Below are 14,232 nucleotides of genomic sequence, written 5' to 3'. Positions count from 1 at the left end.
GCTGGAATGAGGGACCGTAACCGATCAATCAACGGTTCAATGCCCGCGCTGAGTTCTGTTGGCAGCGGCGGTGCTGGCTGCAAGCGCGTCAATGGCTTGCTTCAACTGTTTCATACTGGCGCCATATCCGGCAAAATCTCCGGCGCGGAGTTGCTTCTGCGCCGTCGTGTAAGCCTGATCTGCGCTCAGCACCAGTGACCGTACCGACTGCGGTACGGCGGCTGTTTGGCCGGCGGCGCCGGCGCCTGGTGCGTTCGGAACTGCATGAGCCGGTGATGAGGGCGCGGTTCCGCCTGTATAGCCCGGGAAGAGTTGCGTCAGTGCATCTTCCAGCGTATTGCCCATTGCCACCCGCGCCTCGCGCGAGCCGAACGCCACGACAACCTTTTGCAGCTGAGGCAGTTTGTTATCGCCACTGGTCGACTCGATGTAGAGAGGCGCAATATAGAGCAGCGAATGCTCCACAGGGATAACGAGCAGGTTGCCAAACGTAGCGCTGGAACCGCCGGTGCGCCAAAGCGCCAACTGCGAGGATATGGTCGGATCGCTGTTAATCAGGGAAAGGATCTGCGACGGACCATTCACCGAGGCGGCTTGCGGGAACCGGTACAGCACCAGCTGGCCATACTCGTTTCCATCGCACCGGGCGCACATCCAACCGAGAATGTTCTTATCTTCACGGTTGATTGGTGCAAGCGGGCTCATCAGAACAAACTCCTCTTGCTGCCCGGTTTGCGAGTCGGAGTCACCCAATCCCGGCAGCCGCATTACCACATAGTAAGGCTCCATCGGGTTTGGAGTGGGATCGGAGGAGTCGGAGCTTGGCACCGTTGGAGTGGCCCAGGCATCCTCTTTAAGATAGAAAACACGCGGATCCTGGACATGGTACGAAGCGTACACCGAGCGCTGCAGCCGAAACAGGTCTTCCGGATACCGGATGTGCGCGCGCAGGCCGGCGGGCATGGCGGAGAACGGCTTCAGCATCCCGGGAAACATGGCGGAAAACGACTGCGCGATGGGATCCTTTGGGTCGACGAGATAAAAGTTCACCCTGCCATCGTAGGCATCCACGGTCGCCTTGATGCTGTTACGAATGTAATTCGGCGCGATGTACGAATCCTGGCTAACCGCCATCGGCTCCGGCGTGGAGTATGGATACTGGTCCGACAGCGTATAGCAATCGATCATCCAGACCAGGTGTCCCGTATCGGGATCGATCACGATATACGGATCGCCGTCCATCTGGAGGAATGGCGCAATCGTGCGGATCCGATCGCGGACCTCGCGCCGGTAGAGGACGCGGGTGCTGTCTGTAAAGTTATGTGCCAGGAAGATGTTGATGTCGGGAAGTACCAGACTGAACGCCAACTTGCGCCAGAACGAGTCGCCGATCTTGATGCCGCCGGTGCCCGTGTACGTGGTGTATTGATCCTGGGCGTTGGTAGTGCTGCTGGTGGAAGGGTAGTCAAACTCCTTCTGATTGGTGTTGGTAAAAACGTAACCATCCGTCAGCATTCCGTAGTAGATGTCGGGTTGCGTCACGCGGAGTGAGGGTGACGGGTCGGTGTCGGTTAGCGGAATATCCTTGATCAGGTAGCTGGGCGCGCCGTCCACATCCCGGTTGACGGGGCTCATGACCAGGCCATAACCGTGCGTGAAGCTCTCCTTCTGGTTTTGCCAGGTCTGGGCCGATTGCGGCAGCCCGCTGGGGTCCATTTCCCGCGGCGCAAGCATCACCTGACGTTCGGCGCCATCAACCGGATACCGGTCGATATCAATGTTGAAGACCTGGTCACCCGTGGACGACTGCTTGTCGAACTTGTAGTACGTTTTCACCGACTGCAGCTGTGAGTAGACCTTGCCAAGATAGTTGTAGTCCCAGAGCCTTACGTTGTTGGTGGTTGCCGCGTTCTGCCGAAGCGCCGCTGCCGTCAGGCTGTCATCCGCAGGGAAACTGTCGATCTGGCGCACGTCCCCCAAGCCGAAACCGAGTCGCGTGAACTTGATGTTGCGCGCAATATAGCGCGATTCAAGCGCCAGCTGGTTGGGTTCAACCGTAAACTTCTGCGATGCGGATGCCAGCATGCCGCCAATGAGCAGCTGGTCGGCCAGCCATAGCCCAACTCCGACGCCAACAATAATAGGGCCACGACGAGATCGGCAGAGCGAGATTGCACCTAAACCACTAGCGACCAGAACGACCAATGCGATGTTGAGTGAGAGCAGCCGATAGCGCAAATCCACGTACCCCGGTCCGCTGAACACTCCGTTGTCGGTGGTGAGTAAGCCCCAGGCCGAGAGCCGCGAGCCCCAGGCCATCACGAGGGCGAAGAGGCCGGCGAGAACCGTCAGGTGGGCGCGGACCGCGGCGCCCAGCGTCGGTAGGCCGGTTGTCACCTCCGCCATGCGGCTTACGAACGTAATGGCTACCACGGCGATGGAAGACACAACGATCGCGGCGAGACAAAAGCCCTGCAGGAACTGAATAAACGGCAGCTTGAGAACGTAAAAGCTCACATCGTGATGGAAGACGGGGTCTACGGTGTGGAACAGCGCGGCGTGACGGAATTGCAGCCAGGTGATCCAGTAGTCGGATGCTATGCGCCCGGCCCAAAGCGATACGAAGGCGCTTACCGCCAGTAACAGCCAGGTGACTCCCCTGTTCAGCAGGCCACTTGCCTGCCGGCCCATGCGCGATGCCAGGAACGTGATGAACGTATCCGGTGCGCACCGGCGGGCAATCGCCACGTTGCCGTAAAAGAAGGCAAAGAAGAACACGGCAAACATCGCGTACAACTCGGTTTTGGCCAGAATTGTGTTGATGAAAACCTGACGGTAACCGACCTCACCAAACCAGAGCCAATCGACGAACAGCGGCGCCGCGTTGTGCAGGATAATAAAGACTACAAACAGCAGCACCAGCACCATCAATAGCAGCCGGCGCAGTCGCTGATTGGGCGTGTAGTACTGCAGGACGATCTGCGGCTGATCGGGAGAAGATGGCATTAAATCAACCGTTCATTGCGTGGTGCGACCGGCTTCGGCCTCGTGTGTAGTATAGCATAGCGGTCGGGCAGTACCGTCCCGTCAGACGCCATCGGTAAGCGCAGGGGTTGGGAGCTTCCGCCGCCGCTCGGGCGGAAGGAGCCGCTCCATGGTATCGTCCACGGTAATGATGCCGACCAGCTTCTCATCGTCGCTCACTACGGGAACAGCCAGCAGATTGTATCGACCTATCACCTGCGCCACCTGGTTGGCATGGTCCTCCAGATACACATGAAGTACATTCCGAACCATAATCTGGCGAACCGGAGTGGAGGGCGGCGAAATCACAAGGTCGCGAAGGCTCAATACGCCCACCAGCCTGTCTTCTTCATCCACCACATAGACGTAGTAGATGGTTTCGGCGCGCGGTGCCAGCTTCCTCAGCTTGTCAATCGTCTCTTCGCACGTTAGCTCTTCCCGTATCGAAACCAGCTCGGTGGTCATCAGGCCGCCGGCGGTATCTTCGTCGTAGGCCATCAACTCCTGCAGGTCCTTGGCGTCGTCCGGTTCCATCTGATCCAGTATTTCGGTCATTTGGAAGTCGGGCAGGCCGTCCAGCAGATCGGCTGCTTCGTCCGGCTCCATCTCCTCGATAATGTCTGCGCGACGTTCCTGATCCAGATGCTGCATGATCTGCACCTGAACCTCGGGCTCGGCCTCGGCGATGGCATCCGCGGCCGTCTCCATGTCGAGCGATTTGATAACATCGGCGCCCTGCTGCGGGGAGAGCTGCTCCACGATATCGGCAATATCTGCAGGATGAAGTTTGGCAATCTTGTCGTGCGACACGCGCAGCCGGATTCTGCCGCCCTCGCTACCGGGATCGAGCGTCTGCACGTCGTCCCACCCAATCAGATTTGCCCGAAGCGGACGGCGGAGCTTGCGCGCTATGAGTTCGATCGGCGCACCAAGCGCGCCGAGGCGCCTCAAGGTGGCGCGGAGGCTGGCATCCACGCCAATCACGCAGTAGCCATCGCCAAACGGCGCCAACCTCACGTCGCTCACGCGGACCACGCGCCGATCCTGCACGTCAACGATCTGCTTGTCCAGCACATCGCGACGCAGGAACATGTCCTCTTCCGAAGCGACGTATCTGGCAGCCTCGGCAAGCGTCGTTTCAACACCGATATCGCCACGGATATCGCCGGTACCGGCCGGATGTGACCCATCGGTTTCAATCCGCAGCGCAGAGTAAGGAAGGAGCAGTTCACCACCGTCGGTCTTCACAGCCATGGCGCACACACGCGGCAGGCGACCTTTCAATTCGGCAACCACGTCGCTAACCCGTCCAACCAGCTGCCCGTCGGGCTGGATGACCCGCTTGTTCAGTAGCTGGGTAAGGTACTTCATTTACGTCATGCCTCGTAGCCCAGCTCAAGCTCCTTGCGGAGCATTCGTTTCAGCACTTTGCCGGTAGCGGTTCGCGGCAGGGTTTCACGAATGAGAAACTTGCGAGGTGTTTTGTACTTCGCCAGCCGCTGCTCGCAGTGGCTTCTAAGCGCATCCGCCGCAGCGGTGCAATCAGGCTTGAGCACGATCACCGCGGTCACCGCCTCGCCACGCAGTGCGTCCGGCATACCGATCACGGCAGCGTCTTGGACGGCCGGATGCTGCAGCAGGACCTCTTCAACCTCGCGAGGATAGACATTCAACCCACCCGTGATGATCATATCCTTGATGCGGTCTACGATGAAGAGGAAGCCCTCCTCATCCAGCCGGCCGACATCGCCGGTGTGGTACCAACCGCCGCGCATGGCTTCGGCGGTTGCCTCGGGCTGGTTAAGGTAGCCAAGCATGACGTTGTCGCCCCGAACTACTATCTCGCCAAGTTCTCCGGTCGGCATCGCCTGATCCGCGTCATCCCATATCTGGATCTCAACACCGCGCAGCGGCGGTCCCACACTTCCAATCTTGCGTGGACCCTCCAGTCGGTTGACCGAGGTCACCGGGCTGCATTCGGTTGGACCGTCGCCTTCCAGCACCGGCACACCGAAGCGCTCTTCAAGGTCGTGAAGCAAATCGGCGGGCAGCGGCGATCCTCCGGAAGCGATGAGACGAAGCGAACCGAGGTCCGCCTTGCCGGCCGCGTGCTGTTGAAGAAGCGCGAAATGCATCGACGGTACACCGGCGTAGATGCTCACCTTGTGCCGCTCCATGCTTGCCAGTACGTTGGCCGGCGCAAACGATTCATGCAGTACCGATGCGCATCCGGCGCTGAGCGCCGTATTCATGCATACGGTGCCTGAGAACGAGTGAAACAGAGGCAGCACCGTAATAAACCGATCGCGGTGGTCAAACTCCAACGCGTCCTGAACCTGCGCCACGTTCGCCTGCAAGTTGCGGTGACTCAGCATCGCGCCCTTGGGATGCCCGGTTGTCCCGGAGGTATACATGATCACGGCGCATTCGCCATCATCCGGCGGCTCCGGCAGCGCAATGCTTCCGTTTTTCAGGCCCGCCGAACCCAGAGCTAATACCGAGTCGAATGACCTGACATCGTCTCCCACGATGCCGGCCGAGTCGCCCGCAACAACCAACTGTATCAAAGCGCCGGCATCCTGGGCGGCTTCGCGCGCAAGCGGAGTCAACGGCGAGACCGTGATAACGGTGCGAACGGAGGCATCGCGCCAGATATACGCCAGCTCCGGCGGCCGGAACATCGGGTTGCAGGGCACCACCTGGAGCGCGGCGCGGCTTGCCGCATAGTAGGCGATAACGAATGCTGGTGAATTTGGAAGCAGAAGAGCGATGCGGTCACCAGGGCGAAGGCCGATGCCCACGAATCCGGCTGCGAGCGCAGTTATGGCGCCGTCGAGCTGGGCGAACGAAATCGGCTCATCGCGGAAGATCAGGGCCGGGTTATCGGGCCATCTGCGAGCTGCGTCTGCCGGAATGTTGCAAAGGGGCACTGTCTGTTACTCCGGCGCCGGCTGGCCCGCGCGCGCATCGGGAGAAGCATCTGCTTCAGCGCTGATGGGCAGCTGGGCGGCGACGCGCAACTCCGCCAGTTCGCGCGAGGTTTCCGCATGCTCGGCTAAACCGCGGCGGCGAAAGATATCATCGGCAACAGATAGCAGCGCAACCGCCGTCGAGAAGTTCAGCTGCTTCTTATATGCGGCGGCAAGGTTGCGCAGGGCCGTGCCGGTAGCCAACTCATCGCCGGAGGCACGGGCCGCAGCAAGCGCGGCATGGCAGCGCTGCAGTTCGCCGGAATCGCCGTCATCGCTGCCGGCAGCGGTCTTGCCCTGGAACACGCCTGGGAGCCTTGTCGACTCTTCCACCGTGGCGCGGACGCGCTGCGCTCCGGTCCGAATGATCTGGCGAAACCGGTTCTGGCCAGGTTCCGCGGCGTCGGCAGGCTCCGGAACACCGAGCTTCCGTTCCAGCCAGCCGAGCAGATTCTGCGTGGTATAGCTCTCAATTGCGCGGGCCGCGCTCTCGATGTTCGCCGGTACGCCCTGCAGGCGAGCGACCACCCGCTCGATTGCATCGAGTTCGCCAGACGAGAGCGTGATGCCGGGATTGCTATCCAGTGCGCGTTCGATCATCAAGCGCGCGGAGGCAGACACGGCGCCGGCCGGCTTGCCTGCCCCGGTCTCTGCAGGCAGGCCATGCTCCATGCCGCCAATCTCCAACTCCGCGCCGTGCTCAATCTGAAGGCTGTGACGGGCGGTAGCGAGGCACCTCAAGTTGCCCGACCCTGAGATCAGTTCACGCAGGAACGCATGGGCGTCCGACACACCGTCGGCGTCGTCCAGCACCAACAGGCAGTGCCGCTCGGCCAGCCAGGTTCGTACCGGTTCGAGGGCATTGCTCCCTGGAGTTACCTTGATGCCGATGGCGTTCGCCACTTGCGCGGCAGCCGCGTCGACCCCGCCGGCGCCTTTCAGTTGAACGTACCACACGCCATCCGGGAACCAACCGCTCTGCGAGGCCGCTGCCTGCAAGGTCAGTCGCGTCTTGCCAACACCACCCGGCCCGGTTACTGTAAGCACCGGCTGATTGCCGGCAGCCAGAAACCCCGCAATCTGTTCAATCTCCCTCGCCCGACCAACAAAGCTCGTGCGCTGTAGTGGCAGGTTATTGGGTTGAGCGTCGAGCGTATCGGGCGGTACCGCGACCCCAACTGGAGCTTCACCCACGATGGATGCGGTGTAGAGTGGCACCGGCTCGCCCATATCCTTCAGTCGGAAGTCGCCCAGACTGGTAACCGCCAGCTCCGGGCAGGCCAGGGCCTGCAGCTTTTCGGCTGTTCGGCACGACAGCAGGACCTGACCACCACGCGCTGAGGCGCAGATGTGCGCAGCACGATTCACCGCCGGACCAAAGTAGTCGTTGTTAAGCACCAGCGGCACGCCGGTATCGAGACCCATGCGGACCTTGACGGCGCCGATATCGGTGGGCCAGGGGTAGCGGAGAAGCGACGCCTGGGCAAAGAGCGCGCACTTGACAGCATCTACCGGGTTACGAAAGGCAACCATGAATGCGTCGCCTTCGGTTTTGACCTCGTGACCATTGAACCGCGTGATTGCATCACGGATCACGGCGTCGTGCGCCTGCCAGACCGCAATCCAGGCGTCACCGTGCTGCTCCCAGAGTCGGGATGAGCCGGAGATGTCGGTGAAAAGAAACGTTACCGACGCGCTATTTGCTGTTCGGTCCGGCGCACTGGCGGCGATCATGATTATCGTGGCATTCCGGAATTACTTGCCGTGGCACTTTTTGTACTTCAGGCCGCTTCCACACCAACAAGGATCGTTGCGACCACCTTTCCAGTCGGCCGGAGCGCCATCCTTGCGAACCGCTTCGGGCCGGCTCAGACCGCCCCCACTCATCTCAATGTCGCGGATGGCGTCGAAGTCGTCCGTCTGGTTATAACTGCGCAGCGAGTCGGGAATCTGACCCAGCGGAGGCGGCTGCGCGCCTTGTGGAGGCTCTGCAACTATCTGTACGCGGAAAACCTGTCGAACGATGTCATCCTGAATCGCTGCCTGCATCCGCTCGAATTCGTCGAACGCCTCCTTTTGATAGATCAGCAGCGGATCCTTCTGCTCGTACCCGCGGAGCTGTATGCCCTCGCGGAGATAGTCCATGTTCGCGAGGTGCTCCATCCAGCTCGCGTTGATAGCGCGCAGCGCCATCCAACGCTCAAGATCCCGCATCGCGCCCGGCTGTATCGCCTGAAACTCGGCATCGCGACTTTCGTACGCCGCCAGCACATGCTCCTGCAGGAAATCCTCGATCTGGTCACGGGTCTTTCCATCGAAGGATTGCAGAGTGACTGCCGGTGCGAGCATGAAGTATTCGTCCAGCTCGCGATACAGGTGATCGAGCTCCCATTCGTGCGGCGCGGCGTCGGCCGGAGCATAGAGCGCGACGGCATCCACGATGGTCTCGCGGATGTAGTGCAGCACCGTCTCCTTGAGGTCCTCGCCAAGCAGGATGCGCCGGCGCTCCTTGTAGATAACTTCACGCTGGCGGTTCATGACATCGTCGTAATCCAGCGTGTATTTGCGCGCCTCAAAGTAGTGCTCTTCCACCTTCTTCTGGGCGCGCTCAATCATCCGGGAGAGCAGCCGGACGTTCATCGAGAGGTGGTCTTCCCACGTTCGCAGCAGCGGGTTGTTCACCTTGTCGCCAAACAGGCGCCAGAGTTCGTCCTCCATGGAGACGAAGAAGCGACTTTCGCCCGGGTCTCCCTGGCGCCCGGATCGACCTCGCAGCTGGTTATCGATTCGCCGGCTTTCGTGCCGCTCCGTGCCAAGAATGAAGAGACCGCCAAGCTTGCATACCTCGTCGGCCAGGCGTTTGTGCTCCTCGTCGCTGAGCGCGCCGGAGATTACGGCTTCCAGAACGCGAGGGCGACCGCCGCGCCGGAAGTTCGTGTTCTCCGCTGCCTCGCCATCCTCGCCGCCTTGTTCGTCAGCATCCACGTTGACGTCCGACGCTTCGGCCGTCTTCTCGGCAGCTTTCAACGAGCCGGCGCTGCCATCCACATTGGTGATATCCACGTCGGTGCGCATTCCACCAAGAAGAATGTCGACGCCGCGACCCGCCATATTCGTGGCAATGGTCACCCCACCCTTGCGTCCGGCCTCGGCGATTACGACGGCCTCCTGCTCGTGAAACTTCGCATTCAGGATGTTGTGGGGTATGCCGTGGGTTAAGGCCTCCTCCAGATACTCCAGCCCCGAATCGGCCACTTCGAAGATTTCGGCGATGCGGTTCATGTTTAGCGGCGCCAACGGGTCCGGCTCCACGCGCAGTTCCCGGCACAGCGGCTTAAGCCCGACCACACTGAGGGTGCTCAGCGGCTTGTTGATCTGCGCCGTGTAGGCCTTGCGCTGCTCGCCCGATACGGATTTGGTCTCCTCAAATACCACGCGCAGCAACTCCAACAGGCACAGCGTAGAGAGGGGCGCCGGCTGAATCAGCGCACTGACGCGCTCACTCATCTCGATGGAGCGCGTTCCCACCAGAACCGGCTGCTGCTTGCAATACAGACGCAGCACTTCCGCGGCGATGCCGCGGAACTTATGCTCTTCCAGCTTGTAAACAACGTCGGCATGATCCTTACGCACCACCGGTTTGTTGGTGGGCACCTCCACAACATCCAGCGCATAGATCTTGCGGAATTCGTCCTCTTCGGTTTTGGCCGTGCCGGTCATACCGGCCAGTTTGGTATAAAGCCGGAAGTAGTTCTGAAACGTAATTGTAGCTAGAGTCTGGCTTTCATGCTTGATCTCGACGTGCTCTTTTGCCTCAAGCGCCTGATGAAGGCCATCGTTGTACCGGCGCCCGTACATCAGGCGGCCGGTGTTCTCATCAACGATGATGATCTCCATCCCCTTGCCGACGTCCTTGACCACGTAGTCCACGTCTCTGCGCGACACGCCATGCGCCTTCAGCGCCGGCGTGAGATAGTGCATCAGCTCCCGATCGTCAGCCAGGTTGGCGGTATTCAGCGCCTTCTCCACAAAGGCGACGCCGGCGTCGGTTATCGTGGAGGTTTTCTGCTTTTCATCCACGATATAGTGCACATTGGGATTGTGCTTATCCGCGTCGGGATTATCCTTGTCACCTTTTGGGTCGTCGACTCCACGCTTCATCCGCGCAACGATATCGTCGATCTTGCGGTACATATCGGACGACTGCTCGACCATGCCCGAGATGATCAGCGGCGTGCGCGCCTCGTCAATAAGGATCGAGTCGACCTCGTCCACAATGGCGAACTGCCGTTCGCGCTGCCGGAGCCCTTCGGCGCTGAACTCCATGTTGTCGCGCAGATAGTCAAAGCCAAACTCGTTGTTGGTGCCGTACGTGATGTCGCACATGTACGCTTCGTGACGCTCGCATGGCCGCGCGTAGGCATGCCGTGGATCGTCAAGTTCGTATTCCGGATCGTAGATGTACGAGCCGCCCTCGTCTCCGGTTTCCGGCGACTGACCCTGGATGATACCGAGCGTCATGCCTAACAGGTGGTAAATCGGGCCATTCCAGATTGCGTCTCGCTTGGACAGGTAATCGTTTACGGTCACCAGGTGCGCGCCCTTGCCGAGCAGCGCGTTCAGAAAGATCGGGCACGTGGCAACGAGGGTTTTGCCCTCGCCGGTCCGCATCTCGGCGATGCGTCCATCGTGAAGCACCATTCCGCCAATCATCTGCACGTCGTAGTGCCGCAAACCGAGTGTGCGCTTCGAAGCTTCCCGCACCAGAGCGAATGCCTCGGGCAGAACGGCATCAAGAATCGGGTCGAATATCCGCCGATCTTCGTCGCGCTTTTGCTGATCGTTCAACTGGTCCCAACTCGGCGCCGCTGCTTCGTATTTCGGCTTGTATTCGGTTTGGACGCGTTCGCGCAGCTGCGCCGTCTTCTCGCCGATCTGTTCGTCCGAAAGGCGTTCGTATTCCGGTTCAAGCGCGTTGATGCGCAGCACGACCTGGCGATACCGGGCAATATCGCGCGCGGTACTGTCAAAGAAGCGGTTGATGAGCGAAGGGATCGCGGTCATAGAGTGGTAGGTTACTCCGGTGCAGGACGGCTGCAGTGCACAAATCTGGATGGTATTGGATGCAGTGCATCCTGCCGTATCTTAACGGTGTAGTATACCACCGCGCCCGGCAGGCGCACCCCGGCGTTTACCGAGGCGGCACGAGAAGGATAACGCGGCTTTCACGCGGAAATCGCGGCAGGTTGACCCGCGTCCGCGGGCTGGAAAGGCGGCAGGTTGGATCAGCTACTAATGCGTTTGAATGGTTTGAATGCGTGCGGCGAGCCGAAGCTGCCGACCGGGTACTCGATGCGCACCGCATCCGATGCCGACGCCAACGAACTGGCGCGGCTGATGACCGGCGCGTTCCCCGAGATGGAGTGGCATGCCGAGCGCGTGACGAACGACCTCCTCGACGACTCCGGCGTTCGCACCACATTCGTGATCGAGTGCGCCGGTCAGTTGACGGCGACGGCCACCGAGCGGTACATCCCGGCCCAGTTTCCAGACGCCGGGTATCTGCACTGGGTTGCTGCCGATCCGGCTCATCGCGGATTGGGCTTGGGCCGCGCAGTCACCATCGCGGTACTGAACGCTTTCCGGACCGCCGGCTCCAACGCAGCCGTGCTCGAAACGGACGATACGCGCACCGCCGCGCTCCGGCTCTACTGGTCACTTGGTTTTCGTCCCGTGCTCCGGGCGCCGGACAACGCCGAGCGCTGGGCCAGGCTGCAGCCAACCGTATCGGCTTGAACCGGTCGGTCAGCGCGCCGGAGGCCCTACAGGACTATCGACGCGGTCGCCATCTACTCCGCATCGGCCTGCGCTGGCGCGGTGTGCGGATTCGTCGGGACTCGATTGCAGCGCGATAGACCTCGAGCATCCTGCCCGCCATCGCGGCTGGAGTAAAATCTCCCGATCGCCGCTGCGCTTCCTGCGCCAACCTCAAACGGAGGTCCTGGTCGGAGAGTACGTAACCCCATCCCTCGGATAATGCCACGGCATCCAGTGGAACGCGCAGGCCGTCAACACCGTCGCGAACGAACTCCCGCGCCCCGCCTTCATCGACCAGCACGACCGGCAGCCCGCAGCACATTGCCTCCAGCACCACCAACCCCTGCGTCTCCACCGGCGAAGCCAGGGTGAAGAGATCGGCAGCCGCGTACCAGTCTCCGATCCGGTTATGGGGCTGAGAGCCGGCAAAGTGCACGTGGCGGCCAAGGCCAAGGTCGGCCGCCTGGGTCCGCAGGTCGTCGGCGCAGGGACCACCACCCACGACCAGGAGATGGGTGGTGGATCGCAGATCACGCCGTCGGAGCAAGAGCGCCATGGCCTCCAACACGATGTCTACGCGCTTCTCTACGCCTAATCGGCCCAAAGTCAGGATGACGCGATCGTGCTCGTCGATACCCAGCGAGCTGCGCAGACGTGCCCGGCCGCCCACGGTGCACCTGGGCGGAATCACGCTGCTCGGCACCAACTCCATCCGCGATCGCACCCCGTTCCGGCGCAGCTGCCGAACGGTGACGGCTGACGGCGCCACCACGATTTCGGCACGCTGACAGAAGCTCCGCACCAGGCTGCGGACGGCATGCTCCGTCAGGTTCCGCGCAAGTGGTACGCGCAGCTGGCCCGCCATTGTGTCGTAGAGCGTATGTGCGGTATACACCATGGGCAGCGCGTGCCGTGCGGCAAAAACCGCGCCGAGCCGCCCGATGGTGAATGGATGCTGGCAATGGACCACCTCCAGGCGGAGTTCGTCAATGTTCAGCGGCACGCGCGGGAACGGCCTCGCCCAGTGGTATGGATGGCGTGGAAAAGGCAGCGCCGGCAAGCGGTAGACGTCGGGTCCATCGTCTGGAAGCGGGTCACCCGGAGCAAATATCGCCACATGGTGCCCCTGCTCCTCCAATGCCTGGCGTAACGTACACATCGACGTGACGACGCCATTGGTGATGGGCAGGTAGCATTCGGAGAACAGGGCGACGTTCATACGTTTGGCAGGCGGTTTGCGCTCTGAAGGAGTTTACGTGGCGGCACCTGAGCTGAAGGAAGTTCGGATCGGCATCATCGGCCCAAGCTGGTGGGTAGATTACTGGCATCTGCCGGCGCTTCTGCGCCACCCTCGGGCAAGAATAACCGGAGTCGCCGGCGCAAAGGATCGGCCGCCGCACGAGGTAGCCACCAAGTTCGGTGAATCCGTTCGATACTTTACCCGTGCATCCAGCATGCTGGATGAGACGCATCCAGTCGGAGTGGTAGTTTGTACACCAAACGACCTGCACTTTCCGAGCACGATGGAAGCTCTGGAGCGCGGCATTCACGTGATCTGCGAAAAGCCGCTTGCGCTGAATGCCGAGCAGGCGAAAACCATGACCCGTGCGGCGGAAGAGGCCGGCTTGATCGGTATGACGAACTTTCCATACCGGGCCAATCCCTGCGTGAACGCATTTCGCCGGCTGCTCGCGGAGGGCGCCATCGGCGACATGGTCCACATCACTGGGGAGTATCACGGTGGCTTTGGGCTGCGCGGCTGGCCGGGCTGGCGTGGACTGCGCGAACGCAGCGGCGCCGGCATTTTGGGCGACCTGGGCTCGCACCTGATCGACCTCACGCGGTACGTTACGGGCCTTGAGTTCGACGCGGTAACCGCCAGCCTGCTGACACTGAACCGAAAGCCGGACGGCGCGCCGGCGCGTGTACCGACCTCTTCGCCGGAGGCCGGCGAGCGAAACGACGACTCCTGCGCGTTCATCGCAGCGCTCAGTAACGGAAGCCAGGCCATACTGCACACCAGCTGGCTGGCACACCAGGGCGCATACCACCAGCACCAGCGGCTTGAGGCCTATGGCACCGGGGGCCGGATTGAGTTTCTCGCCACACACAAAGGCAGCTATCTGCGCAGAATGCCCATCGGCGTCACGGAGTGGGACACGCTGGAGCTGGAGGGTGTAACGGACCCGTCCGCCGGGCTGGCAGACGAAGACCTCTTTCGGCCGGGCCGGCACGACTCCACGAGCACCACATGGCGCTTTGTGGAGGCGATAGCCAACGGCGATCGCTCCGCGTCGCCCACTTTCGCTGATGGGTGGCGCGCCCAGCAGGTGATTGATGCGGTTGTGGCTGCCGGTGAGCAGCGGCGATGGGTGGAGGTTGACCGAACAGGCAGGTGAGTGCCACAGCACTTCGGATAGAG

The 14,232-nt window shown here is 61.3% G+C and carries 8 protein-coding genes; 2 read left to right on the top strand and 6 right to left on the bottom strand.

Translation table 11 applies throughout. The features are described 5' to 3' along the window. Nucleotides 1-36: 36 nt before the first annotated feature. The 5 genes from KGJ62_06860 to KGJ62_06840 all read right to left on the bottom strand — a co-directional run bounded on the left by KGJ62_06860 (nt 37) and on the right by KGJ62_06840 (nt 11,057). A complete protein-coding gene (locus KGJ62_06860) occupies nt 37-3,006 on the bottom strand; it encodes a UPF0182 family protein (GenBank protein ID MDE2126291.1) in 2,970 nt (989 codons plus the stop codon). A gap of 81 nt (nt 3,007-3,087) precedes the next feature. After that, nucleotides 3,088-4,395 (bottom strand): magnesium transporter, encoded by a 1,308-nt coding sequence (locus tag KGJ62_06855; GenBank protein ID MDE2126290.1) that lies wholly within the window; start codon nt 4,393-4,395, stop codon nt 3,088-3,090. Between the two features lie 5 nt (nt 4,396-4,400). Beyond that, nucleotides 4,401-5,954, bottom strand: a complete 1,554-nt coding sequence (locus tag KGJ62_06850) for a long-chain fatty acid--CoA ligase (protein ID MDE2126289.1) — start codon at nt 5,952-5,954, stop codon at nt 4,401-4,403. Between the two features lie 6 nt (nt 5,955-5,960). Further along, a complete protein-coding gene (locus KGJ62_06845; protein MDE2126288.1) occupies nt 5,961-7,727 on the bottom strand; it encodes an adenylate/guanylate cyclase domain-containing protein in 1,767 nt (588 codons plus the stop codon). A gap of 21 nt (nt 7,728-7,748) precedes the next feature. Continuing rightward, nucleotides 7,749-11,057 (bottom strand): preprotein translocase subunit SecA, encoded by a 3,309-nt coding sequence (locus KGJ62_06840; protein MDE2126287.1) that lies wholly within the window; start codon nt 11,055-11,057, stop codon nt 7,749-7,751. Between the two features lie 216 nt (nt 11,058-11,273). Here KGJ62_06840 and KGJ62_06835 point away from each other — a divergent pair, with 216 nt between their 5' ends. Beyond that, nucleotides 11,274-11,789 (top strand): GNAT family N-acetyltransferase, encoded by a 516-nt coding sequence (locus KGJ62_06835; protein ID MDE2126286.1) that lies wholly within the window; start codon nt 11,274-11,276, stop codon nt 11,787-11,789. Nucleotides 11,790-11,823: 34 nt separating this feature from the next. Here the strand turns inward: KGJ62_06835 and KGJ62_06830 are convergent, their stop codons facing one another. Beyond that, nucleotides 11,824-13,029 (bottom strand): glycosyltransferase, encoded by a 1,206-nt coding sequence (locus tag KGJ62_06830; GenBank protein ID MDE2126285.1) that lies wholly within the window; start codon nt 13,027-13,029, stop codon nt 11,824-11,826. A 37-nt stretch (nt 13,030-13,066) separates the two neighbouring features. Between KGJ62_06830 and KGJ62_06825 the strand changes: the two genes are divergently transcribed. Beyond that, nucleotides 13,067-14,209, top strand: coding sequence for a Gfo/Idh/MocA family oxidoreductase (locus KGJ62_06825; GenBank protein ID MDE2126284.1), 1,143 nt, complete (start codon nt 13,067-13,069; stop codon nt 14,207-14,209). Nucleotides 14,210-14,232: the final 23 nt, after the last annotated feature.

It is taken from the genome of Armatimonadota bacterium (assembly GCA_028871815.1).
GTDB lineage: Bacteria > Armatimonadota > Chthonomonadetes > Chthonomonadales > Chthonomonadaceae > REEB205.
This window is presented reverse-complemented; position numbering and strand designations above follow the sequence as displayed.

Coding starts and splice junctions, on each gene's coding strand:
- KGJ62_06860 (MDE2126291.1), bottom strand. CDS start 3,006: ATGCCATCTTCTCCCGATCAGCCGCAGATCGTCCTGCAGTACTACACG.
- KGJ62_06855 (MDE2126290.1), bottom strand. CDS start 4,395: ATGAAGTACCTTACCCAGCTACTGAACAAGCGGGTCATCCAGCCCGAC.
- KGJ62_06845 (MDE2126288.1), bottom strand. CDS start 7,727: ATGATCGCCGCCAGTGCGCCGGACCGAACAGCAAATAGCGCGTCGGTA.
- KGJ62_06840 (MDE2126287.1), bottom strand. CDS start 11,057: ATGACCGCGATCCCTTCGCTCATCAACCGCTTCTTTGACAGTACCGCG.
- KGJ62_06830 (MDE2126285.1), bottom strand. CDS start 13,029: ATGAACGTCGCCCTGTTCTCCGAATGCTACCTGCCCATCACCAATGGC.